This is a genomic window from candidate division KSB1 bacterium (assembly GCA_024655945.1).
GTDB lineage: Bacteria > Zhuqueibacterota > Zhuqueibacteria > JANLFK01 > Oleimicrobiaceae > Oleimicrobium.
Window position 1 is genome coordinate 313,831 of record JANLFK010000001.1, and the last position, 23,393, is coordinate 337,223.

Annotated in this window: 18 protein-coding genes; 6 read left to right on the forward strand and 12 right to left on the reverse strand. The window is 61.9% G+C overall.

Annotated elements, in window-relative coordinates; translation table 11 throughout:
• Positions 1–99: 99 nt before the first annotated feature.
• From NUW13_01345 to NUW13_01360, 4 genes are all read right to left on the reverse strand, one after another.
• Entirely contained in the window at positions 100–489 is a 390-nt protein-coding gene (locus NUW13_01345) for a response regulator (GenBank protein ID MCR4437673.1), read from the reverse strand.
• 544 nt (positions 490–1,033) lie between these two features.
• Positions 1,034–2,452 carry a sigma-54 dependent transcriptional regulator gene (locus NUW13_01350; GenBank protein ID MCR4437674.1) on the reverse strand — a complete coding sequence of 473 codons (1,419 nt, stop codon included), beginning with the start codon at positions 2,450–2,452 and terminating at the stop codon, positions 1,034–1,036.
• Positions 2,449–4,374: a PAS domain-containing protein gene (locus NUW13_01355; GenBank protein MCR4437675.1), complete on the reverse strand. Its 1,926-nt coding sequence runs from the start codon at positions 4,372–4,374 to the stop codon at positions 2,449–2,451. Before NUW13_01355 ends, NUW13_01350 begins: the two co-directional genes overlap by 4 nt.
• Entirely contained in the window at positions 4,361–6,370 is a 2,010-nt protein-coding gene (locus NUW13_01360; protein MCR4437676.1) for a PAS domain-containing sensor histidine kinase, read from the reverse strand. The genes NUW13_01355 and NUW13_01360 overlap by 14 nt, the downstream gene beginning before the upstream one ends.
• A 500-nt stretch (positions 6,371–6,870) precedes the next feature.
• Here NUW13_01360 and NUW13_01365 point away from each other — a divergent pair, with 500 nt between their 5' ends.
• The 5 genes from NUW13_01365 (at position 6,871) to NUW13_01385 (ending at position 11,582) form a co-directional block, all read left to right on the forward strand.
• Positions 6,871–7,770, forward strand: coding sequence for a diacylglycerol kinase family lipid kinase (locus NUW13_01365; protein MCR4437677.1), 900 nt, complete (start codon positions 6,871–6,873; stop codon positions 7,768–7,770).
• A complete protein-coding gene (locus NUW13_01370; GenBank protein MCR4437678.1) occupies positions 7,758–8,474 on the forward strand; it encodes a 1-acyl-sn-glycerol-3-phosphate acyltransferase in 717 nt (238 codons plus the stop codon). The genes NUW13_01365 and NUW13_01370 overlap by 13 nt, the downstream gene beginning before the upstream one ends.
• A gap of 322 nt (positions 8,475–8,796) precedes the next feature.
• Complete coding sequence (locus NUW13_01375) at positions 8,797–9,597, forward strand: class I SAM-dependent methyltransferase (protein MCR4437679.1); 801 nt, start codon at positions 8,797–8,799, stop codon at positions 9,595–9,597.
• A gap of 149 nt (positions 9,598–9,746) precedes the next feature.
• The gene (locus tag NUW13_01380; protein MCR4437680.1) at positions 9,747–11,177 is read left to right on the forward strand and encodes an MFS transporter; all 1,431 of its coding nucleotides are present in this window, start codon (positions 9,747–9,749) and stop codon (positions 11,175–11,177) included.
• Between the two features lie 102 nt (positions 11,178–11,279).
• The gene (locus tag NUW13_01385; GenBank protein ID MCR4437681.1) at positions 11,280–11,582 is read left to right on the forward strand and encodes a carboxymuconolactone decarboxylase family protein; all 303 of its coding nucleotides are present in this window, start codon (positions 11,280–11,282) and stop codon (positions 11,580–11,582) included.
• A 334-nt stretch (positions 11,583–11,916) separates the two neighbouring features.
• Here NUW13_01385 and NUW13_01390 read toward each other — a convergent pair whose 3' ends face one another.
• Entirely contained in the window at positions 11,917–12,615 is a 699-nt protein-coding gene (locus tag NUW13_01390; GenBank protein MCR4437682.1) for a hypothetical protein, read from the reverse strand.
• A gap of 44 nt (positions 12,616–12,659) precedes the next feature.
• On the opposite strand from NUW13_01390, the gene NUW13_01395 reads away from it, so the two are divergent.
• The gene (locus NUW13_01395; GenBank protein MCR4437683.1) at positions 12,660–14,213 is read left to right on the forward strand and encodes a T9SS type A sorting domain-containing protein; all 1,554 of its coding nucleotides are present in this window, start codon (positions 12,660–12,662) and stop codon (positions 14,211–14,213) included.
• 401 nt (positions 14,214–14,614) lie between these two features.
• On the opposite strand, the gene NUW13_01400 is transcribed toward NUW13_01395, so the two are convergent.
• The 7 genes from NUW13_01400 to NUW13_01430 all read right to left on the reverse strand — a co-directional run bounded on the left by NUW13_01400 (position 14,615) and on the right by NUW13_01430 (position 23,385).
• Positions 14,615–15,358 carry a tRNA 2-thiocytidine(32) synthetase TtcA gene (locus NUW13_01400; protein ID MCR4437684.1) on the reverse strand — a complete coding sequence of 248 codons (744 nt, stop codon included), beginning with the start codon at positions 15,356–15,358 and terminating at the stop codon, positions 14,615–14,617.
• Positions 15,359–15,428: 70 nt separating this feature from the next.
• Entirely contained in the window at positions 15,429–17,564 is a 2,136-nt protein-coding gene (locus NUW13_01405) for a tetratricopeptide repeat protein (GenBank protein ID MCR4437685.1), read from the reverse strand.
• 85 nt (positions 17,565–17,649) lie between these two features.
• Positions 17,650–18,855 carry a DNA polymerase IV gene (locus NUW13_01410; GenBank protein ID MCR4437686.1) on the reverse strand — a complete coding sequence of 402 codons (1,206 nt, stop codon included), beginning with the start codon at positions 18,853–18,855 and terminating at the stop codon, positions 17,650–17,652.
• An 80-nt stretch (positions 18,856–18,935) separates the two neighbouring features.
• Positions 18,936–19,370, reverse strand: coding sequence for a nucleoside 2-deoxyribosyltransferase (locus tag NUW13_01415; GenBank protein ID MCR4437687.1), 435 nt, complete (start codon positions 19,368–19,370; stop codon positions 18,936–18,938).
• 308 nt (positions 19,371–19,678) lie between these two features.
• A complete protein-coding gene (locus NUW13_01420) occupies positions 19,679–21,109 on the reverse strand; it encodes a B12-binding domain-containing radical SAM protein (GenBank protein ID MCR4437688.1) in 1,431 nt (476 codons plus the stop codon).
• Entirely contained in the window at positions 21,075–22,586 is a 1,512-nt protein-coding gene (locus tag NUW13_01425; protein MCR4437689.1) for an oligosaccharide flippase family protein, read from the reverse strand. Before NUW13_01425 ends, NUW13_01420 begins: the two co-directional genes overlap by 35 nt.
• Complete coding sequence (locus tag NUW13_01430) at positions 22,573–23,385, reverse strand: acyltransferase (GenBank protein ID MCR4437690.1); 813 nt, start codon at positions 23,383–23,385, stop codon at positions 22,573–22,575. Before NUW13_01430 ends, NUW13_01425 begins: the two co-directional genes overlap by 14 nt.
• Positions 23,386–23,393: the final 8 nt, after the last annotated feature.

Consider the following 23,393-nt stretch of genomic DNA (forward strand, 5'->3'; position numbering starts at 1 on the left):
CCTTCCCCTTCGTCGTTGAACCAAGCTTGCAGCGCCTCTCTCTCCTCATTCGCTTGTCGTGGTGACCGATCAAACCGTGCATCCGGCCAAGCCGCGGCTCTATGCCAGGAGGCTGCGGGCGGTGGAAATGACCTCATTCACTTCCCGCATGTCTACCGGCTTGAAGATCTGGTAGGTGACGCCCTCCTGGGCTACCATCTGGCGGACCTGATAGTTGAAATCGCGCGAGATGACCACAACGGGAAGGCGCGGTCTGCTTCGCCGTACAATGGGCACCAAGTCGATGCCATGTATCCCCGACAGGTCCAGGTCAACAATGAGCAAGTCGACCTTGTCCTCCAGGATGCGGAGCAGCACATCACCCGCCTTGCGCAGGCAAGTGACCTGAAACCGCGCGTCGGCCATGTCGCGCGCGAAGATCGCCTCTATTTCCGGATCAACTGTCGCCACCACGATCTGCTTCTTGCGTGATGCTGGTCTCGTCTGCATCGTCTCTCTGCCAGAATGAACCCGTTCCGCGTCGCTCGCTGCTGGAATACCTGCCTTGGCATCCCCGGTTTTACAAAGGCTATGCCATGCGCGGGGCAACACCACGTCACCTGAGGAGAGCGTTGCATCTCATTGACATTACACAATGTTAGGCGACACACTGGCGGGAGCAATTTGGCGGGGAATTTCTGAACATTTAGCTCAGACTGTGGCACGCATGCCACACTCGGAAGGCAAGAGAATTGCTAACCGTTTGTGGCTAAGAGAATTGTGTCTATGTGGCGTGAGCTACACAAAGGGGCAAGAAAAGCAGTTCCCGGGGACACAAGACTGGCGCGCGCGCACCACAACCTCGCGCACGGCGGGTGGAACGCGCTGTCCAGTCTTCCGTGCCCAGGCGGAGAAATGGGTTGGGGGGAGCACGCTCTCAAGACAAGACAGGTTGCGGGAGGGGAGCTCAGCGGGAGAAAGAAAATCCGTCCTGTGGGACGGATTGGGTTACTTGCGCCAGTGCAGAGGACGAGGGTACGGCTCTGGAGCGCGCTCACTCCTCCCCTCGTACGTCCCCTGCGTAGATGGCTTCCTTGCTCAGGTTATGCTCCTCGAGCATGCGGTAGATGGTCTTGCGGTTCAACCCTGCGGCCTCTGCGGCGCGGGAGATGTTACCGCCATGTCTGCGGATCAGCCGCTCCAGATACTCACGCTCAAAGCGCTGCACCACTTGCTCCTTCGCCTCGTGGAAGGGCAGATCTGTGGGAGTCGGCGGGTAGGAGGTCTTCCCCACAGAGCGGACCTTCTCCGGCAGGTCGCGCAGCTCCAAGGTACCCGTGGTGGACATGGATACGGCATGCTCAATGGCATTCTGCAGCTCTCTGACGTTGCCCGGCCAGTGGTAGCGCTGCAGCGCCAGAAGAGCCTCATTCGAAATCTTGCCCACCTCAATCTGGTTGGACTTGCTGAATTCGCGCAGAAAGTGGTAGGCTAAGAGCGGAATGTCCTCGGCCCGTTCGCGAAGTGGCGGCACCTTGATGTTCACCACGCAGAGGCGGTAGTACAGCTCGTGGCGAAGCCGTTTGCTGGCCACCGCTTCTTCCGGGTCGATGTTGGTGGCCGACACCACGCGGATGTCCACCCCGATGAGCTTCTTACCGCCGAGGCGCCGGAATTCCAGCTCTTCCAGCACGCGCAGCAGCTTCCCTTGGAGGTTGTAGCTCATCTCGGCAATTTCATCGAGGAAAAGAGTGCCGCCGTGGGCGATCTCTATCAGACCCTCCTTCGTCGTCACTGCGCCGGTGAAGGCACCGCGCTCATACCCAAAAAGCTCGCTCTCAAGGAGATTCTCGGGCAGGGCTGCACAGTCCACAGCCACGAATGGTCGCGCAGCCCGGCTGCTATAGTAGTGAATGGCGCGCGCCACGAGCTCCTTTCCTGTGCCCGACTCGCCGGTGACCATGACGTTGGCACTGGTGCGCGCAACCTTCCTCACCTGCTCCAGGATCTTCTTGATGGCATCGCTGGTGCCCACAATCTTATCCGGGCGAGGCCCCGCCTCTATCTGTGAGCGCAAAGCGGAGTTCTCGCGGGTCAACTCGGCGTACTTCAGCGCTCGTTCCACCACGATGCGCAGATCATCGCTGGAAAAGGGCTTGGGGATGTAGTCAAACGCCCCTTCGCGGATGGCCTTCTTGGCACTGTCGATAGAAGCGTACCCCGTGTAGATGACCACCACGACGTCCGGGTCCTCCTCCAGCGCCGCCTTCAGTAACTCAATGCCACTCATATGCGGCATGACCAAGTCGGCGAGAATGACCCACGGTTTCTTCTCTCTGAGCACGGTGAGCGCCTGGTGACCGCTGTTGACGCCGATGCACCCATAACCCAGATTGCGCAACAACTCCAGGCGACTGCTCAGAGAGTCCTCTTCGTCGTCGACGACGAGAATCAGTCGCTCCTTCTCATTCATGCGCGCGCTCCTATGGACTGCGGTTCCATGACCATAGCCGGCAGGGAAACAATCACTGTGGCCCCTCGTCCAGGTTGGCTCCTCACCTCGATGTGACCGCCATGGTCGCTGACAATGCCGTAGCAAAGGGAAAGCCCAAGGCCCGCCTGCCTGCTCACCTTCTTGGTGGTAAAGAAGGGCTCAAAAACATGCGGCAATATGTGCTCCGGGATTCCTACGCCCGTGTCGCTCACTTCCACCTCAACCTGCCCGCTGTACGGATTGTGACGTGCTGCGATCCGTATCACCCCCTTGTCCACGATGGCCTCGGCAGCGTTCCGCAATATGTTCACGAAGCAGCGTTCGAGGTCGCTCTCGCTCCCCAGAATCTTGGGCAAGTCCGGCCTGATGTCCGTCTCCACGGTGAGGTCAGCCGGCGATCGCGTAATCTCGGAGACGGCGGCGGCATTGCGCAGCACCGTGGCGAGGTCCACGGGTGCGTACTCTTCTGGAGAGCCTCTGGTGAACCCCACCAGGAGGCTTGTGACATTGGCGATTTGCCGAATCTGCTTCTGGATGGCTTCCAACTCCGCACGCACTCCGGCCACATCAGCCCCCTTGGCAATTTCGATCTCCAAAAGGCTGACATGGTTCTGCAGGGCTTCCAAAGGATTGTTGATTTCGTGGGCGATGCGCCCTGCAAGCTGCGCTAAGCTGTCCATCTTTTCCTGGAACACCTGCCGGGCGCGCGCACGTACCATCTCGCTCACATCCCGGGCGCATAAGGCGACAACCCGCGTGCCGTCTGCCAGTACCTGGGCCTGGAACTCATAGTCAAGGTGGCATTCACCTTTGTCTGGACTCCGCCAGCTCAGTCTGCCGCGCACTGTGTTGTCCGCGCCCAAAGCTTTGCGGAACTCCGTCTCCAGACGGTCCCAAGGAATTTCCCCGCCGAGGTTTGACAACGCGCTGCCGACGAGCTTGTCCGCGCTTTGCTCTGCCGATGCCGCAAGAGCCCGATTGCAGAAAAGCACCTTGCCCTCGGTGGAAAGGACCGCCACGAGCTCCTCGATGGTGTTGAGCACCCCCTCGGCATAGGCCGCCCGCACCCGCATCTGGGCGACTTGGCGCGCGATCTCTTTGCGGAGCAGGTCCTTCTGGGCGGTGGGCAGCTCCGGACCGGGTCGGCCCTCAACTGCAAGACCCTCGGCGAGCAACAGGGTCTCGCCTTTGCCGCCGGGCAGCGGCAGCGCGGAAACGGCGACCGTGGCACCTCCCCCCTGCTGCTGGGGGGTGTTCAACTCCGCGCGCACCCACTTGCCGCTGCGTCGAGCTTCTGGCACCGGGCAGTCTTCACATACCGCGCGACGTCCCCGAAGGACCACGTAGCAGCGTTGGCCGACAAGCCCCTCATGCGACTCGACGGCAAAAAGCCGTGCGTAGGCGCTACTTGCCCGCACGATCTGGAAATCAGCATCGATGACCATGACGGGCGCAGGCAGAGAGTCCAGAACCGCTTGCAGGTGAGAATAGGCTTGGTGGCGTTCCCGCCAGAGCCTGAGCTCCTCGTTCACCGGGATGCTCAGGATGAGCGCGCCCACTACCTTGTCGTTGCTGCGCAGGGGAACTACCTCGTCGCGGAAGGCCTGCACAGTCTCCCCATCAGGGGCTTGCAGAGGCACCTCGATCGGTTGCCCCCGCCAGGGAGTGCCTGTGGATAGCACCTGGCGCACCACCTGGTCCAGACCGCTTGCCCTTACGGAAGGGCTATCGAACAGGCACCGACCCAGGACCTCCGTGCGTTTCACCGCCGACAGGCGCTCTTGGAAGCGGTTCAGCAGAAGAATGCGCCCCTGGCTGTCGACCACGCAGACTCCCCAGGGGAGGTGGTCCAGGACCCCGGCGTAAAGCTTGTCGCGTTCGCGCTCCTTATCTGACTCCACCGCGCTCGCTCCTATCGCTCACCATCCCAGGGATCGGGAAAGGGCCCATTGGTACCTTCTTGTCGGCGCCATGTGGAATGCCTCGGCTCACGCTGCGGTCGCCGGCCTGGAGGGTCACCGTCACCCTTGTGCCGCGCGGGGCAACGTTCTCGATCTGCAAATCGCCGCCATGGCGCAAGGCGACCTGATAGGCCGTCGCAAGACCAAGGCCCAAGGCCCGCCTGTACTTTCTGGTGGTGAAGAACGGCTCTCGGGCGCGATCCAAGTGCGCGGCCGGAATGCCCTCGCCTGTGTCGGTGACAGAGACCTCCACCTCGCCGGTTTCAGGAATCCAGCGTGTAGCCACGGCAAGCCTCCCCTCGCCGCCCATGGCTTCCACGGCGTTATCCACGATGTTGCGGATACAGCGCTCCAAGTCTGTCTCCCACCCCCAGACGGCAGGGATGTCAGGCCGAAGAGCCTTGCTCAGAACCAGGCTGCACTCCGGCGCTGCCGCCTGCGAGGTGGCTAGCGCCCGCAAGACCACGCTGTTGATGTCTACTGGGGAAGGCTCCTCGGAAGCCGGGGTGGCAATCTGGAGTAACTCCTTGGTGGCAAAGGCGATGCGACGAACATCCTCCTTGACCAGCGCCACTTCCGCTTCCGCCTTTGCTTCATCAATACCGTCGCTCAGCTCGATCCGCAGACAATCGATGCGATGCGCGATAGCGTTGAGGGCATTGTTCACCTCATGGGCCAGTGCTGCTCCGAGCTCTGCGAAGCAGGTGAGCCTCTGCAAAAGTGAATCGCGGTCCACCATGCCTTCTTCGTTCACCGGCTTCGCATTGAGCGCCACCACCGCGCCGCTCTTGTCGTCAGGGAAGAGCACGGGAAGCACCACTGTTCTTGCTGACCCTGGTCTGGGGGTACCGACGAATGGCCTCCCGTGGCTGATGGCTGCTTTCACCACTGCTGCTCCTTCCGCCCCCAGCCACCTTTCCAGGAGGCTCGCCTCTTGATGCACATCCGCACGCACTGTGACATGTCCAAACTGGTCCACGACGCGTGCGGCCCTCTCGACCACCAAGACGGCTATGCCACAGGCTCGGAGCGCTGCCTCGCCCAGCTCGAAGGAGCGTCCTGGGCCCACACGAGCACGGTCCTGCGGTCCGTCCTTAGGCGTCGAGAGGATGTGGGCCGCGGTAGGCCCGGTCAGCACCTCCACCAGGGCGCTGCACATCGGACCGCTGGCAGCACCGATGGGTCGGGCAATTATCGTCGAGCTGCTGCTTGCGCCATGACGGCTCGTGGCGGCGTTGGTGCCAATAGCAGTCACTGCAGTCCTGATGGCACAACCCCCGCAGGACCACTCTCCCCGGCAGAGCAGGTCCCGACATGACGGGCGCGCGGTGCCAAAGTTTGCTGCCGGCGTGAGGGCTTGCAACGTGCGGCTCCAGGCATGCACTTGACAATGGTCATCAACAAGTGCGATCGGCCGAGGAAAAACGGCAATGACCCTCTGCACCAAGTCAGACTCGTCAAGTCCGCTACTTTCCCGCGTCGGTTCCGTGACCGCGAGGAAACCGCTGAGGTCGCCGGCATCGCAGATGGGCCACACCCTCACTTGGCCTCGGCTGGTGGGAAAAATCCACTCCCTCTGACCAGGCTCTGGAGTATGATCCTTTGGCTTGCACGGATCGGCAGCCGTCCTGAAGCGAGGGGGCCAATCGACTTCAGCAAAGGGCAAAACCTCGCCTATCGAGCAACCAATAAGCGAATCGCGCCTCTGGCCGGCAAGTTGTTCCTGGCAGGCATTCATCGCCAGCAGGCGCCCGCGTGGGTCAATGATTGCGATTGCCGCCGGTATCCGCTCGATGACCTCACTCAGGAGCCAGTCAGCACGCAGGATGTCGCCGCTGCTGTCGCCCAACCCTTCCTCCCACAAGCACCACATCCCACGGCCCAAAAAAAGAACAAGGACACCGGAGCAGTCCAGGTCCTTGCCGTCAGTCGCCATCGTCTCCTGACTGGATACACGCCATCACAGGCCACCCTTCGCAATGTCGCCTGCACCTCCGCCACACCAGCCACCTCCCGAAAAGCCGCCATGCCTCCGTTGCGTGTCGCAACGCACCGAAGTCGAATCCCAACCCTCAGGAGTTTTTCGGCTTAATGATAACAATTTCTTTCATTAATTTCAAGGCTTTTTTGCAATTAGTCTTGCCTCGCTTCGAGGCGGCGATGCCCCACTAGACGCGGGCGCAGGGCACCATGGGCGGCACGATTCACGACAGCGAGAGCGGATCCTTGTTGGCACGATTTCTCGCCGGGGCAGGGCCCCTCGTGGTGTGGGGAGCGCCAACCAAGGCACGCCCAGGTCGGCTCTTGATGCCCGGCTCAGACGGCCCGGCAAAGGGCTTTGGGCGCACGCAGCAGAAACTTCTTGACATTTGCCCGAAAAACGCTAAATTTCGCCCACAGCTATCTCCGCAAACAGCCAACAAGGAGAGACTCTTCGTGACAGTGGCGCTGATTATCAACCCGGTGGCAGGCAACGGGCGAGGTCGCAAAGCAGGACAGCGGACGGTCGCCGCGCTGACGCAGAAAGGCGTCGAGTGCAAGACGCTTGTGTCTGAGTATTCCGGCCATGCAGTGCGTCTTGCAGAGGAGCTCGACCCCTCCGCCTTCGAGGCCGTCGTCTGCGTGGGCGGCGATGGAACGGTCTTCGAGGTGGTCAACGGCCTCCTCCATGCGGAAGCACCACCCTCCACCACGTTGGGCGTAGTGCCGGTGGGCAGCGGCAACTCTTTGTCGCAGGACCTCGGCGTCTTCGGCGACTTTGCCGGGGCAATCGAGGCGCTTCTCGACAAGCAGAGCAGAGCTGTCGATGTGGCTTGGTTTAGTGCCGATGGGCAACGCTACTTCTTCCTCAACATGCTCGGCTTTGGCTTCGTCTCGGATGTCTGCTATGCAGCTGCCCGTTACAAGGTAGTGCGCCACTTTAGCTACGTCCTGGGCGTCTTTCAGATTACGGCGTCGCTCTCGCACTACCACCTCGAACTCACGGTGGACGGAAAGACTTACGAGAGGACCAACTGCTTCGTGGAGATATGCAACTCCCGCTACACTGCCGGCACCATGCTGATGGCGCCACAAGCAGCCATCGATGACGGTCATCTGGATGTGGTCATCCTGAATCGCATCTCCCGCCGCAAACTGCTTCGCTCTTTTCCTCGCATCTTTCGCGGCACACACCTGGAGCTGCCAGAGGTGGAGACTTTTCGAGGGCAGCACATCGTCGCGGTCACCGACCGCCCAAAGGTGCTCGCCCCTGATGGCGAACTGCTCGGCTCCACGCCCATCGAGGTCGGTATCCTTCCCAAACGCTTGCAGGTGTTGGGCAAGTGGCACAGATAGTCTCAGCGCTGCTGTGGATGTGGGGCGGGCTGCTCCTGGGAGTCTTCGGGAGCACCATTGTGCTTGCCAGCTTCGTTCTTCCCATGCGCACCTATGACCCGCTGCTCAAATGGATGTGTCGTACTTTGCTAAAGGCCATCGGCATTCGCGTATGCGTCCAAGGTTTGGAGCAGATCCGTCGGGACAAAACCTATCTCTTCATGAGCAACCACGTGAACATCTTCGACGTCTTCGTGCTCGGTGGTTACCTGCCCCAGCTGGTGCGGGGCGTTGAGCTGGAGAGCCATTTCCGATGGTTATTCTACGGGATGGTCATCAAGCGGATCGGCAACATTCCCATCAGCCATCATCAACCCTTCAGGGCCATGCACAGCCTGCGCCGGGCCGAGGAGGCGCTCCGCAAAGGTATCTCCATCGTCCTGCTCCCCGAAGGGCATCGCACTCTCGATGGCCGCCTCCGGCCCTTCAAGCGGGCACCGTTCGACATGGCGCGCCATGCAGGCGTGGATCTGGTGCCCGTGGCCATGGTCAACGCGTTCAGCATCAACCGCAAGGGGAGCTGGTTGATTCGTCCTGGCAGTCTCACGCTGCGCATAGGCGAGCCTCTCCCCTACCCAAAGCTGCATGCCATGAGCAGCGTCTCCCTCAAGGAGGCAGTGCGCGACAAGATCGCCCAGCTCCTAAATGCAAACGAGCCAGGATGAGCAGGGTGCTGAACGCCTTTTTGCGTGAGCTCTGCAAGCAGTGGCGACAATCGCCTTGACTTTTTCAGCACATCTTCGTAGATTGGAGCGAGAACAAGGACCGGAGCAACCGGCCTTCGTCAGGCGCGGAAGGGGTAAACTCGTTGCCGGTCCTCTTTCGTGGGGAACTGACGTTTCCGCAATGGGCGCATGTGGACTATGCTCCTTTGCACGGCGCGATGGCGCTTAGGGGCCGAGCAGGACCGCGCCAGCGCAAACACCACGGCAAGGGCGGGTGCCTGGTCCAGAATCCTTTGAGTGCCACAGCGCAAGGAGGGGAGATGTGGGCACGAGCGAGCAGATTTGCCTTGGATTGAACCGCCTCTTTCCACGGCGCAAGCTTCCGGGCAGGGAATCGCCGAAGAGTTACTTCGAAGCCGATCTCGGTGAGGCAGAGGAAATCCTCTCGTCGTATGAGCCGCACCTCCACCTGGCGGGGCAAACTATCCTGGATGGAGGATGCGGACTCGGTGGCAAGACCCTGTACTGCGCCCAGCGCGGGGCACGATATGTCGTGGGACTCGAGAATGACCTCTACCACGTCCGGTACGCTGCAAAGTTCACGCAGGCCAAGAGAGCTCACCACCTCCGGTTCATGGTGGGAAACCTGCGCACGCTCCCCTTCCCTCCAGACTTGTTCGACGTCGTTTTGCTCAATGGCGTCGTGGAGCACATCAGGAGACCGGACCTTCAACCGGCCCTGGTGGAGTGCAGAAGGGTCCTCAAACCCGGGGGTGTGCTCTGCGCCCTCTTCCCCCCATGGACAAGCCCCAGCGCCGGTCATGTCTACGACTATATCCACATCCCTTGGTGCCAGCTCTTTTTTTCGCGCGCGACGATTGTGGCAGCGCTCCAAAAGCTGAACCCTGCACCTCGCTTCGGGAGGCTCTCGTACGTGGAGCACTTCTTGGAGCTCAACGGGATCACCATCGGTGAATTCAAACGGCTGGTAAGCGAAGTGGGCTACGAGGTGCTCGCATTTCGTCTGAAGATGGTCAAAGGCCTTAATTTCATGAGCAAGATCCCCGTGGTGAACAAGTACCTCACTTCGCATGTGGTCGCGGTGCTGCGCAAGAGCACGTAGCGGGGACGGCCAAGGTTGAGGCAGCTGCAAGCCTGCGGCTCGGCCTGTGGCACGCGGACATGCCGAGCCGCAGGGCAGCCCAACGGCAGCAATACCGATTCGACCCGCGGAGGTGTGGTTCCTCTAGCTGATAGACGGAAAGGAACAGAGTGGAACAAACAGTTCACGCCCAAATCAGTTCAACCAAGGAGGTCGGGGAAGAACGCGGTCACCCCTACCAGGTGTTGGCCGCCGTGATGTTGGGAGGCATCATGGGGCCCATCGACGGGAGCATCGTCAACGTCGTCTTGCCGACTATCGGCGCTTCCTTCGGTGTGCCGATCTCGACGGTGCAGTGGGTGCCCATGAGCTACTTGCTGACCATAAGCAGCCTGCTGATGTTCTTCGGTCGGCTTGGCGTCATCGTAGGTTACAGGCGGGTGTACCTATGGGGCCTGGGCGGGTTCGTGCTGGCTTCCGTCATGTGTGGGTTGGCCCCAACTGCCCCCTGGCTCATCGGTTGCCGGGCTCTACAGGGACTGGCCGCCGGCATGATGATGGCCGTTCCTTTCGCAATCATCACCGCGTCGTTCCCCCCGGAGGAGCGAGGCAAGGCTTTGGGCATCAATGCCATCAGCATCTCCGCCGGTCTGGCCATTGGCCCTTCGTTGGGTAGCCTCATCACCTCGTTGCTCGGCTGGCGGTTCGTGTTCTTAGTCAACCTTCCCATTGGCATTGCCGGACTTTTTTTCGCCGCAAGGACCTTGCCGTCAATCAGAGGTGAGTCGGGCGGAATCGACTGGACAGGGGCGATTAGCGGCTCCTTGGCCCTGCTGGGCTTACTGCTCTTTGTCAACCGGGCGCAGACGGGCGACCCTTCAGTGCTCGCCTGGTGCACACTTGTCTTGGCAATCCTCGCCGGTGCGTTTTTCCTTGGCGCCGAGAAGAAAGCCCCGTCGCCCCTGCTGGACCTTGGTCTGTTTGCCAATGTCGTCTTCAGCCTGGGGCTCCTTGCCGCCCTGTTGAGCTTCATGTCCCAATATGTGCTCGTTTTCCTGACGCCCTTTTATTTGCACCGGGTCCTCTCTTTGCCGCCGAACAAAGTGGGGTTGGTGATGACGGCCTCCCCTTTGGCAGTGATGCTCATCGCTGCCTTCAGCGGGTGGCTCTCCGATCGGGTGGGCACCAGGACGCTGGCCTGCGTGGGTGCTGGGGTCTCCAGCATAGCCCTCGCCCTCATGGCACAGCTACCGGCCAATGCGCTGCCCCGTGAGGTGGCTTTGCGGCTGGCTCTGTTCGGGCTCGGAACGGGGATCTTCCAATCCCCCAACAACAGCGCGGTGATGGGCAGTGTGCCCAAGCCGCGACTGGGGACGGCATCTGGGATGTTGGCTACGATGCGCAATGTGGGGATGGTGCTGGGCGTTGCCCTTGCCGGGCTGGTGGTGTATGCCCTTGCGCCGCCGGAAGTGCTGCGCAAAGCTTCCCTGACGCCCATGGAGGCGCAGACTTTTCTGCACGCATTCCGTCACGCCCTTGCGGTGGGAAGCCTGCTCAGCGCCGGAGCCGCCGTGGTTTCTCTCGCCCGGCGCGCCCGCTAAGGCTGGATTGAGGCAAGTTGCGCCGCAACGCCCCTTTGAGTGTCCCTCTTCGCCCACTACTTGGCAGCAGGTCGAAAAGAAAACCGCAGGAGGTGAAACGCCATGCCAGAACATCCGCTTTCAGTATTCGAGAAGCTCGACCCCGAGGTGCTTGCCCATGTGCGGCGCATGGACGATTTTGTCTTTGCCTCAGGCGCCCTGCCGCGCAAGGTGAAGCTCCTCATTGCCATGGCCTTCGACGCCGCGCATGGGGCAGTCAACGGCGTGCGGGCGCTGGCGACTGCGGCCATGCAGGAAGGGGCAACACCGGCAGAGATCGCCGAGGTGTTGCGCGTGGCGTGCCATCTGGCGGGAGTTGGCGCCTTCTACACCGCAGCCATCGCGCTGCGGGAGGTGGTGGAGTAGGCGGGGGAGGGCGGCGGCCACGCGTCCCGGACCGTGTTCGCGCAACAGAAGCAGCTGTCCCTTCGACTTGAGGACGGGCAGCCCCGGCGGCTGGAGTCGCGCATCGGCCGCAAGCTCGACATCCCCTTGCCGGCCATGGACCTTCGTCCCTCAGGGGGCCAGCGCTGCTCGCCCGAAGGCAGAGTTCTCACAACGCGGGATGGCGACTTGTGGTTAAACGCTCCGGGCACAGCGAGAATTCCGGCCGACATGGACGCCGCAAGACCAGCCCGTGGCCTGGTTCGATAGGGCGCAAGGAAGCGTGGCCCAGAGAGGCGCTGTGAAGGTCGAGTCGTCAGTCCGTCTCCCACTTGTCATTACCGTCTTCCTCAGAGGGAAAACCACCCCTGTTGGCCGCGGCCACGAGGTCATCGGGTGTGAGTACTTCCCCTCTTTTCTGGGCGAGCTCTGCACATGCGAGATCAAGCAGCTCCACGGACTTCCCCGGAAGAACACCGGGCTTTCGCAGCGACAGCCGGACACACAACTCTACCATTGTCTCGGGGATTCTGAGGTGGTGATGTCGCTCAAGCAATGATCTCAGAGCAAGAAGGACTTGCTTCGTCTGCTCACAACTCAGCTCTTCCAGCACCACGGGAAGGTATCTCCGACGGATGGCCGGGGAGTCAACCACATGCAGAAAAGCAGGCAGGGCTGTGGCGACAGCGGGCACTCTGAAGTCTGCGAGCCGCTGCAGAACAGCGTCTTTCAGAGAGCAGACTGCCAGAAGAGCGTCCAGACCATCTACCGCCAGCATAGTGTCGGGTTGCCCTTCCAGCTCTTCCAAGATTTTGCAAAATCCCCTCTCTGCTTGGCCAGGGAGGTTGTACTCCGTGATGAGCTTGGCCACATCGAGGACAAGGAAACGCTTCTGGAGGCCAAGTGAGCGCGCCTTCTTGGAAAGACCAAAGAGCAAGTTCGTCTTACCCGACCCCGGCTCGCCTACGATGAGCGGCACCGCCGGACTATCCCACATGTGCACCACCGCGAGCACTTGGTCGATCTCTCTGTCTCGGGCGATGGTCGGAGGCAATCGACGTGAAGGCTACTCCTGACGGCCACTGGGCCTATGTGAGCAGTGCCGCCACCCGGCAGGTGTTCGTGGTGAACCTGGTCTTGCGCAAGGTCGAAAAGGTGCTCCAGGTACGTTACGGCCCTACCGAGTTGGCCATCAGCCCGGATGGTTCCTTTGTCTACGTCAGCTGCTCACTTTCCGGCTACGACCAGATGGAGTACATCTCGGTCATCGCCACCAAGGATCACACTCCGTTCCACGAAATCCCCACGGGGGTGGCGCCATTGGGAATTGCTTTCACGCCGGATGGCAAGTGGGCGCTGGTGACCAACCCTGCAGTAGGTGACGCAGCGGGCGGCACCGTGACCCTCATCGATGCCACCACCCACTCCATCCAGGGGACGCTTACCATCGGTGGCACGCCAGCCGGGGTAGCGGTGGAGCCGACGGGTCACTACGCCTACGTCACCAACACCATCGGTGGCTCCGTGGCGGTGATCGACCTCCAGGCTACCCCACCGGCAGTGGTGGGCACGGTTGACCTGGGGGCGCTGACCACGCCTACGGCCATCGCCGTGTCGCCGGACGGAAGCGAGGCGCAGCTCACCAATAGCTTCTTGGGAATGGTCACCATCCTGGACCTCAGCAACCCTGCGGCACCGGTGGTGAAAGGGCAGGTTGCGGTGGGCACCCTTCCCACCGACGTCCTCTATTCCCCCAACCCTCACTACTCCTACGTGAGCAACACCGGGAGCAACACGTTGTCGGTAATCGACAACACGGCCGTGCCACCCGCAGTGGTGGCAACCGTCGATTTGGGCGATGTGCACCCGCGCGGGATTGACGTCGTTCGCCAAGGGCCGGCCGAGGTGGATCTGCGACCGACGGGTGGCCTTCCGAACATGTTCATGTGGATTCCAGCATCGCAACGCTCTTACACGTGGCACATCGAGATCCCCATCGATCCCTCCTCGGCTGTGGAGGCAGAGCTCATCCTCACAGCTCGGGACATCGATGGGACCGGTGAGGCGAACCTCGTGGTGAACGGTCATGCAATTCCACTGACCGCGGACATAGTCTCGCACGGCTACGCAGCTGCAGCAACCGCGTACCTGCCACTGGACATCAGCTACCTTCTGCCGGGAAACAACTTCGTCACCATGAGCATGCCCGCGCTGAGCGATGGGTTCCTGGTGCAGGACGTCGTCATCAGGCTGCGCTTTGCCGGTTCGACGGCGCTGCTCAAGAGACTCTCACAGCCGCCAGAGGTCCAGCCCAACGCTTTGCCTGGACTGGTCGAGAACTTTGTGCTCTCGGGCAACTTCCCGAACCCGTTCAACCCCTCGACCACCATCGATTTCCAGATCCCGAAGGACTCGCGCGTCACGATCACGGTCTTTAACAGCAACGGGCAGCTCATCCGCACGCTGGTCGACGGGGACCTCCAGGCAGGGGCCCACAGGGTGCAGTGGGATGGTCTGGACGACCAAGGCAATCATGTGGCCGCCGGCATCCACCTCTGCCGCATGAAGGCCGGGGACTTTATGGACACCAAGCGCATGATCATGGTGAAGTAGCCCAGGGCAAGGTCGAAAACGCGCTGGCCGAGGCTGGCTGCCCTAGTTCGCCCGCCCCAGGGGAATTGAGAGGTCGGTCCTCACCAACGACTCACCCGGGTTCTGCTCCGCCCACTGGAGTCTTAACACGGCGGGAGGTCGAGGCGCTGCATGCGCCTTCGACCTCCCGTTCGTCGTTTCTTCCTGGCAAAAAGGGGCAAATGAAGGTCAGCTGGGGAGCGGCTACTGATGAGGCGGCAAGCGCGGTGAGGCCCTGACGGCGCAAGTCAAGCGGCTTGCCTCCTCGCCCCGACTGCGCCGTTGGGCCTGCCCAACGCAACCCGGGAGGGTTCCGGCCTCGCCATGAGCGAAGGTGGCGCGGAGAGACCGATTCGCCTGGAAGACAGAATGCGGCCGGCGCCTTAGCCGAGCAGGTAGCCGGTGCGCACATGCCCAAGTGCCTTGAAGATATTCTCCTTGGTGCCGCGGTGGTCGCGCTCCAGCTGCGCCAGCAGTTTCTTCACATAGGCCCGCTTGGAGAGGGGCTCATTGGGACAGCCTTCCTCGATGGTAGGAAAGTGCTGCTCCCGGGCAAGGGCTTTGAGGCCGCGTTCCCACACATAGGCCAGCGGGCGCACTATGTAGAACCGCCCCCGAAAGACTTCTTGCCTGGGGACCATGGTGCTGAGTTCCCGACCGTACAAGACGTTTATCAAAAAGGTCTCGATGATGTCGTCCTTGTGGTGGCCGAGGGCGATCTTGTTGCATCCCTGGGCCTCGGCGATCTCGAAGAGGCGCTTGCGGCGCAGGCGCGAACAGAGGAAGCAGGGATTCTTTCCGGCCCCCTCCCTGTTGGCTTCCGGCCCGAAACGTGTGCTCTCGGCGTGATAGGAGCTTGTAAACCGAGAGAAGAAAGAGGACATGCGCGCCACATTCTCTGCGGCGGCTGGGGTGAAACCCATGTCCAAGTAGACCGGCACCAGGCTGATGCTCAGCCCGTACACGGCCACCCGCTCTGCGAGCAGAAAGAGCATGCTCATCGAGTCCGCCCCGCCGGACACGGCGACCAGTATCCGATCTCCAGAAGAGATCAGTTGATAGTCGCGCACCGCCTTGTCGACAAGGCCGATCAGTTTGTGGTGCAGTTTGCTGCGACGCTCGGTCATGGGGTATCGGGGCAAACGGAATGGGGTCAAGCAGTCAGACTTAGTCTTGCTGACCGTGCAAGCTGCCAGCCTAAGGCTCCCCGCTGATGATTTGGCGGAGGCGGCGAAGAAACTCTCGTTGCGGCGCAAATTCCTGGGGTTCCACGGACTCGCCCAGGCGCACGGCTCGCTCCAGCAAGGCGTAACCGTCGCTGATCTTCCCTGACTTCAGGCGCAGCAAGCCGAGAGCAAAGAGCGAGAGGGCCTCGCCATGCACGTCGCCGTTGCTCTTTGCCGAATTGAGCGCCCGGTTGTACCCCTCTGCCGCCTGGGCGAAGTTTTGGCCGTCGCGACACAAGTCACCAAGGTTGAGAAGCACGCGGGTGGTCAGGACATTGTCCCCCAGCTCCTCTGCGGCCCGCAGGCTCTCGCCGTAGAAACGCGCGGCACGAGCACTATCCCCCTGCTCATGGTAGATCGAGCCGAGGTTGTTCAACGCCCGCGCCATGCCGGGCATGTCGCCCATCAGGCGCATCTGCTCCAAACTGGCCTGGAAGTGCACAAGCGCCGAGTCCAGACGGTTGTCGGCGCGCAGGAGGAGGCCGAGGTGGAAGTGGCCTTTGGCCAACAACGGCTCGCTGCGCAACTCCTGGGCCAGAGCAATCTGCCGTGCAAAGTGGCAGCGTGCAGAGTCTGCCTCGCCCACACGTCGAAATGCGGCGCCAATCCTCCCCTCGAGCTCTGCGACGCCGTAAGGATTGCCCACCAGACGATAGACTTCCAATCCCCGGCGGTAGGCCTGCAGCGCACTATCGGCCTGCCCTTCCACTTCGAGGAGCATGCCCAAGCTTTCGCATGCCTCGCCCATGGTGAGTGCATCGCCTGTGCCTTGGGCGATGGCGACGACCCGGTTGCACATGGCCCGCGCCGCCGACCATGCTCCCTGCGACCTGTGCAGCTCTTCACGTGCCTTGTATGCCAGGATTTCCTCTCGCCAGGCATTCTGCGCGGCAAAGCCCGATGCCGCCTGCCCACACTCCGCCACAGCCTTGTCAACCTCTCCGCGGAGCCGGTGCAAGTCGGCAATGTTGAACAGCAGGTACGGCACGGCAAGGGAATCGTCGGCGGTGTTGCTCACTGCCAGACACGCGGCATAGTCGTCTAAAGCCTGGGCGGCGCGCTCGCCCCGGACGTTGCCCGACCGCACCAGGGCGTGATTGGCCTGCGCCCGCACCAATTGCAGCCACAGGCGCCCAGCAGCCGGGCCGGACGGCGCTTTCAGCCAGGCGGTGGCCAGAGCAACCGCCTCCGCGTGGCGTCCTGCAGCGTACAGTGCCCGCACGGCGAAGAGGGCTGCTCCCTCGCCCGCCGCGGACTCTCCCCCGTTCTCCAGCTGCACCCGCACGCACGGTCCAGTCGCCGGCAGCAAGGGAATGCGTACCTTGGCGGCGCTCACTGCAGGCGGGGTGGTTGCCAGCAGCACTGGGCCGGCGGCTTGCGAGCAATCGATCGCCAGGTGTGAGCGCACGAGCTGGGCTGCGCGCGCTGCTTCCTGCTCGAGCCAGGGGTCGCCCTGCCGCACGGTCTTCAGTCTGGCGTTCTCCAGGCCCAACTCCGCCAAGCGGCTCTCCGTCGCTTCGGCGAGCGCGTGCCAGTGGTTGGTAGAGTCGGAGACGAGGAATAGCAGACCCACTTCTTCCTCGGCGAACGGGTAGCCACAGGGGGTACCCTCGCTAAGCAGGCGCGCGCTCAGTCTGGCCAGTGCCTCGTCCAACGGCTCGAGGCTACCTTTGTAGCCATCGGCGAGGGCCAGGTCGCCGACTTCTCGGCCGACGGTGATGCCTGAGCCCAGTTCCACGGCAGCGCAGTCGTAGCGCAGCAGGCTGTCGCGGAACGTGATTCTGAAATCGAGCACCGCCGCGATGGCGCACTCGAGGGCCAAGGAGTCTGCTAAAGGAGGCGAGAACCTGCCGCGTCGCCGGTCAAATGTGGACGCCAAACCCTCACGCCCCTCCCAGGGGTTGAGGAGCGCCAGACCACGCACGGAGCCGATTCGCTCCCGCACCTGCGCAAAAAAGCTGTGGGCGAAGGCAAGCCGAGCGGTGTCGGCTACGCCATCAACCTGGGTGGCAAAAACTATTCTCACCTCTTGTTGCGCCTGGGCAACACCCAAGGCAACCGTCCAAAGCAACACCAGAACTGACGCAACCTTGCCTGCTTTCTTCATGAGCACCGCCTGACCGCCTGGAAAGCTGAACTGGACACGCGAAACCCTTTTTTCAATCTACCATTCGCAGCCGGAAAATCAAGTGTCATTTCTGTAATTTCCCGGAGTGCCGCCGGCCCTGGCCTCTGCGTGGCCGGATGGAGCTTGCCCGAAAGATGGCCTCCTCGCCAAAGCGGTCGCGCACAAGGTCGATGGCCTCGTCGATCTTGCTGCGCGGACCCTCATCGAACAGGCCGAGCTGTGTGGTACCCTCCCTCACCAGTGCGGAGACTCCCACGCCCAACAGGCGCACCTTCTTGGTGCCACGGTCGAAGCTGCGCAGCAACTCCGCTGCCGTGGCACTGATGAGCTCCGAGGAATTCGTCGGCTCCTCCAAGGTGCGGCTGCGCATGAAGGTTGTAAAGTCCTCGAGCCTAATCTTCAGCGTCACCGTGCAGCCGCGCAGCTTTTCCTGCCGCAAACCCCGCGCCACAGCGTCCGCCAAAGCAATCAGTGTGGCATGCAAAAGTTCTCCGTCGTCGGTATCGCGCTCGAAGGTCGTCTCCTTGCTCATGGACTTGGCGGCCGTTGTGGGTACCACGGGCCGGTCGTCGATGCCGTTGGCCAGTCGCCACAGATGCAATCCATTCGCTCCAAACCTTTCCTGCAAGAACGAGGCTGATTGCCGCGCCACATCACCAATAGTGCGCAGTCCCAAGCGTTCCAGGTGTGGCCGCGTTTTCTCACCGACGCCCCACAGTTTGCCCACCGGCAGCGGCCAGAGGAAATCCCTGACTTCGTGCTCTTCCACCACCACGAGGCCGTCCGGTTTGCGCAGGTCGGAGGCAATTTTGGCCACAAACTTGTTCGGGGCAATCCCCACCGAGGCAGTCAGCCCTGTGCGCCGGCGTACCTCCTGCTTGATGCGCATGCCCACTTCTCGCGGCGGACCGAGTAGCTTCTCGGTGCCCGAGAGGTCCACAAAGGCCTCGTCGATCGAAACCTGTTCAATCAGCGGGCTGAATTCGCCCAACACCTCCATCACCTGCGCGGAGACCTCCGCGGAGCGTTCCCCGCGCACCGGCAGGAACACTGCATGCGGGCAGAGACGGTAGGCCTGCGAGATCGGCATGGCCGAGCGGAGACCAAAGGCCCGCGCCTCGTAGCTGCAGGTGGCGACCACGCCGCGTCCCTTGCCACCCTTGGGATCCGCACCGACCACCACCGGCTTGCCGCGCAGCTCCGGATGGTCCAGCTGCTCGATGGCAGCAAAGAACGCGTCCATGTCCAAATGGAGAATCATCCGGCGCATGGGCAATCCTCCTCATCAGCCGAGGGCAATTCGCGCATGCGGCGTGCGAGGGAGTTATCTACCACGAGAGAATGCACTGCTCAGCCGCTTCCTCTGGCTTCCACCATCTCCAGAAACTTGTCCACCTCGGCGAGGAGCTGACGTTGGTCCAGGTATGCCCGGACCTGCAGGCCTGGGCATGTGTTGCCCACGATGATGCGCGAGATGAACAGCCCCGCCCGGTGCAGACACAGAATCGGCTTGCCGAGATGCGTCGCCTGGCAGATCTCATAGCCCACGCCCAGCGACGGATTGGAAACCTCCGCCACCACGGCGTCGCACTCCCGCAACCAGGCCATGTCGCGCTGAAAAATCTCCTGGGGCGAAATCGTCCTCTCCAGGTCGAGAACCCCAGGGTTGGCCACGTGTTCGGTCAGCACCTGGTGGCCTTGCGCCTTGAGGTGCGCGACGATGGCCACATAGGTTGCCAAGTCATTTCGCCCGCCAGCGATTGAGCCGGAGAAGTAGATGCGCATGTCTTCAGAACGTACCTGAAAAGGTCCGAAAGCAAAAAAGCACGCGAACAAGCAGAAACCGCATCCGTCATCTCACCACACGCGCTGCGAGCACGTCATCCGGCGCACGCAGGCTCGCCCAGTGGGCTGTGCGCCTTTTCCTGCAAAGCCACCCCCTGCCTGGCCACCGGGAACGATCCTTGCGCCATGCCAGAAGCCCGCGCAAGACGCCTGAACTGCTCACAGGTGATGACCGCGGCCTCTGGCCAATGAGCCGCTCGCTGCAGCCTCTGTGGCCACCGCGGCTCCCCTTCCGTTTCGCCGCACTGCTAATGGTGCTTGAGGTAGTCGAGCACGATGCGCGTCGCCAGCCTGGGTCGCCGCAGCGCCTGGAGCACATAGTGCGCCGAGAGGTTCCGCAGAATGCCCGGCAAACGACGGCTGCCGGCGATCTCCACGGTCTGCCGCACCAACTTCTGGAACTCGGCAAAGGGGATCTCTTCGTTCACGTAAAAGTCCGGCTGCAGGCTCAGCTCCGGGTTCAGGCTGAACTGTCGCCAATCCACCGGGGTGCTGATGATCCCGCGCGCGACCGCGTACTCCCACAGCCCTGTGCCCGGGAGCGGCGTGGTTACCGAGACTTGGCAGAAGTTCTGCGGGTGGGCGTCCAGAATCTCTTTGATGAGCTCCTGAGTCAACCGGATATCCTCGCGCGTCTCATTGGGCGCGCCGAGCATGAAGCAGCAGTAGCAGCCGATGCCATGCCGATTGGCAATAGCCACCGCTTCCCGGTTCTGGGCCACGGTGACGTCGCCCCTTTTCAGATAGGCGAGCACCCTGTCCGACCCGGACTCCAGACCCAGGGAGATTTTCACCACTCCCATCTCGCGCAGCAAGGCCATCAGCCGGTCGTTGACCAAGTTGGCGCGCAGGTCGGCGAAGAAGCGCACCTTGCCCAGCACGCCGCGCTCGTCAAGGCCGGCGATGATGTGCTGCACGCGCGTCGGATTGGCGGTGAAAAGGTCATCGGCAATGTAGATCCCCTGCACGCCGTAGCGCTTGACCAGCAGCTCCACCTCCTCGGCAACGCGCTCGGCGGAATGGAAGCGCGGCCGCCCCCACTTGGCTGCCACATGGCAGTAGATGCACTTGAATGGGCAGCCGCGTGAGGTCAGCATCGTCGTGCCCCGCAGGTATTCGTTGTTCATGAGGATGGGGCTTGGCTTCAGGAAGCGCTCGATGTGCAGCGCCTCGCGGTCCGGCATGGGAATAGCGTCGAGGGGAAAGATCGGGGCGCGCGGTGCAGTGACCCGCACCCCGCCATCTGCATGGAAGGCAATCCCTGCAATCGAGGCCAGGTCCGCCGCTGCGAGTCTACCCCTGTCCAGGTACAGGCGCGTCAGCTCCAGCAGCGTCTGCTCCCCTTCGCCGATCACGCCCACGTCCACGCAGGGGTCCAGGCTCTGCGGCAGGGCGGTCAGGTGCGGACCGCCCATGAGGGTCACCACGCCCAGTTCGTCTTTGACCCGCCGCACCAAGCGCAGGACGGCAGCATAGTTGGCAGAGTAGGCGGTGAAGCCGACCAGCTCCGGGCGGGCAGCACGAATCTGTTCGAACACACCGGCCCCGGTATTGACTACCTCCACGTCCGCGAAGCCTAAGTAGCGCTTCAGGTAGGAAACGAGGTAGCCCAGGCCTAACGGGGGCTTGTTGTTGCTAATCCCTTCAACCCACTGGTTCACCAACACCAGGCGCGCCACGACCTGCGCCTCCAAAAAGGGAACGAACCTTGGCCACTTCCCGCGGGTCGAAAAAGCCAACTACCTTCAGCAGCACGGGGAACAATGCCATGAGCACCAGGTGGAAGGCAAATCCCCAGGGCACATGAACCCGCGTGCCGGCAAGAAAGATGACGGCAACCACCGCGCCCAGCTTAGCGACTCTGCCAAACTCGTACGACACAGGGTAGAGATGTTGGCCAATCGGGTAGAGCACCGCCGCCATGACCGTGTAGGCAATGACCCGCGCCCAAGCGGCACCCATCATGCCCATCAGCGGGATGAGCAGGAAGTTAGCCGCAAGATTGGCCGCCATCCCCAAGCCTGTTGACAGCGGCAGGTAACCCGTCCTTTTCTCAAGGTAGATGCCGATGAGAAAGTTAACGTGCGCGGCATACGGGATGTAGGCGAGCATCAGAACCGGGACTACCGTGGTGCACTCCCAGAACTCCTTGCCGAAAAGCGTAATGCCCCTGATCTTGACGCGCAGCAGATGATCGATGAAAAGGGACACAAGCAGGAAGACGCCCAGGCACACCACCATCACGTAGGTCAGTACCTTGGAGAAAATCTCCTTGGCGTTCTCCTCCTTGACCGTGGACAGAAAGAAGGGGTGCCAGGCAAAGCTGAACGCGGAAACCAGCAGGTTCATGACAATAGCGATGCGCGCCCCTGCGCCATAGAGGCCGGCTACGTCCACGCCGGCCAGACGCTCAAGCAGGGGCCGGTCGATGGTGTCCAAAATCACCACCGAGAGCGTGGACGGCATGTAGGGCAGGCCAAAGGCCAACAAGTCCCGCAGGTCACTGCGCGAAAAAGTGAGCCGCATCCTGCTCACCACTAAAGGCATGAGCACTGCCAAGGTGAACGCAGAGGAAAGGACATTGGCTAAGAAGATCCCCTCCACCTTGCGGCCCATCTTGGCAACCAACACCACATTGAGAAGGATGTTCACCAGGACATTGAATGACTTGAAAAGCACAAAGCGCCCGGAGCGTTCCTCAGCCCGGAGCACGAGGAAAGGCAAAATGGCCAACGAGTCGCAAAAAAGAATCATTGCCCCGTAGCGGACCACCGTGTCCACCGGCACGCCGGTGGCTCTTGACTCAGCACTAAAGAGCAGCGTTGCCACGGGATTGGCCGCAAGGTAGAGAACCAAAGAGAAGCAAAAACTGCTCGCCAGCAGGGTCAGAAAAGCGGTGGAGAAAATCCGCTTCTTGCCCGGCTCGGTCTCCTCCATGATGTAGAAACGCAAGAAAGCCGAGTTCAGCCCGTAGGTGTAGAGGATCGTGAAGATGGCAAGGTAGGTGAACATGATGGTAGTGACACCCATTTCCTCCCGCGTGAGGAAATGCGTGTACAGGGGCAAGAGGAGAAAGGCCATAAACCTCGAGATGATGTAGCCCACTCCGTAGACTGCCGAATGCTTTGCCAATCGTTTGATGCTAGCGAAGACCATGTGCACGTCCGCCCAGTTCGTAGAGTTCGGGGCGCCGGTCGGCGAGGAGGTCGTTTCTGGGGGTGAGCAGCTTGTCCCGTGCTGCGTTCGGGTCGATGTCAACGACCCCCACCGTTTCTGCGATGTCATCGGCGGCGAGGAGCAGCTGGCCGCGCGGGTCAACAACCTGACTGCCGCCCGTGAACCGGAGGCGCACGCCGTCGCGCTCCTCCACGCCGATGCGGTTGGCGGTGATGGCATAGACCCCATTCTCCAGCGCCCTCGTGGTCATCGCCTTCTGGCAGTACGGGAAGACCAGGTTTGAGGGATGGCAGAGGATGTCCGCCCCTTTGAGGGCAAGGGTCCTTGCCGCCTCCGGAAAGATCCAGTCGAAGCAGATCATCAGCCCGAGGCGCGCCTGGCCGATGTCGGCGGCGACGAAACCGGTATCGCCGGGCGCAAACCACAAAGCCTCTTCAGAAAAGAGATGAGTCTTGCGGTACAGAGCAACAACCCCCTGTGGCCCCACCAGAACCGCGGAATTGTAAACTTTGTCCGCTGCCGCTTCTGCCACTCCTGCCACGATGTGGCACCGCTTGCGTGCCGCCAGCGTCGCCAGCATGCGAACCGTAGGCCCAGAGGGAACCTGCTCGGCGGCGGCAACCACCTCCTGGCGGCTGCGAAAGAGATAGCCAGAGGAAAAGAGCTCCGGCAGGACAAAAAGGTCCGCCTCGTGCGCGGAGATGAGCGCTTCAGCTTTGGCGAGGTTCTCCTCTCGCCGGCCGAAGAGGCAATCCATCTGCACGAAAGCCACCCGCATCGCTACCC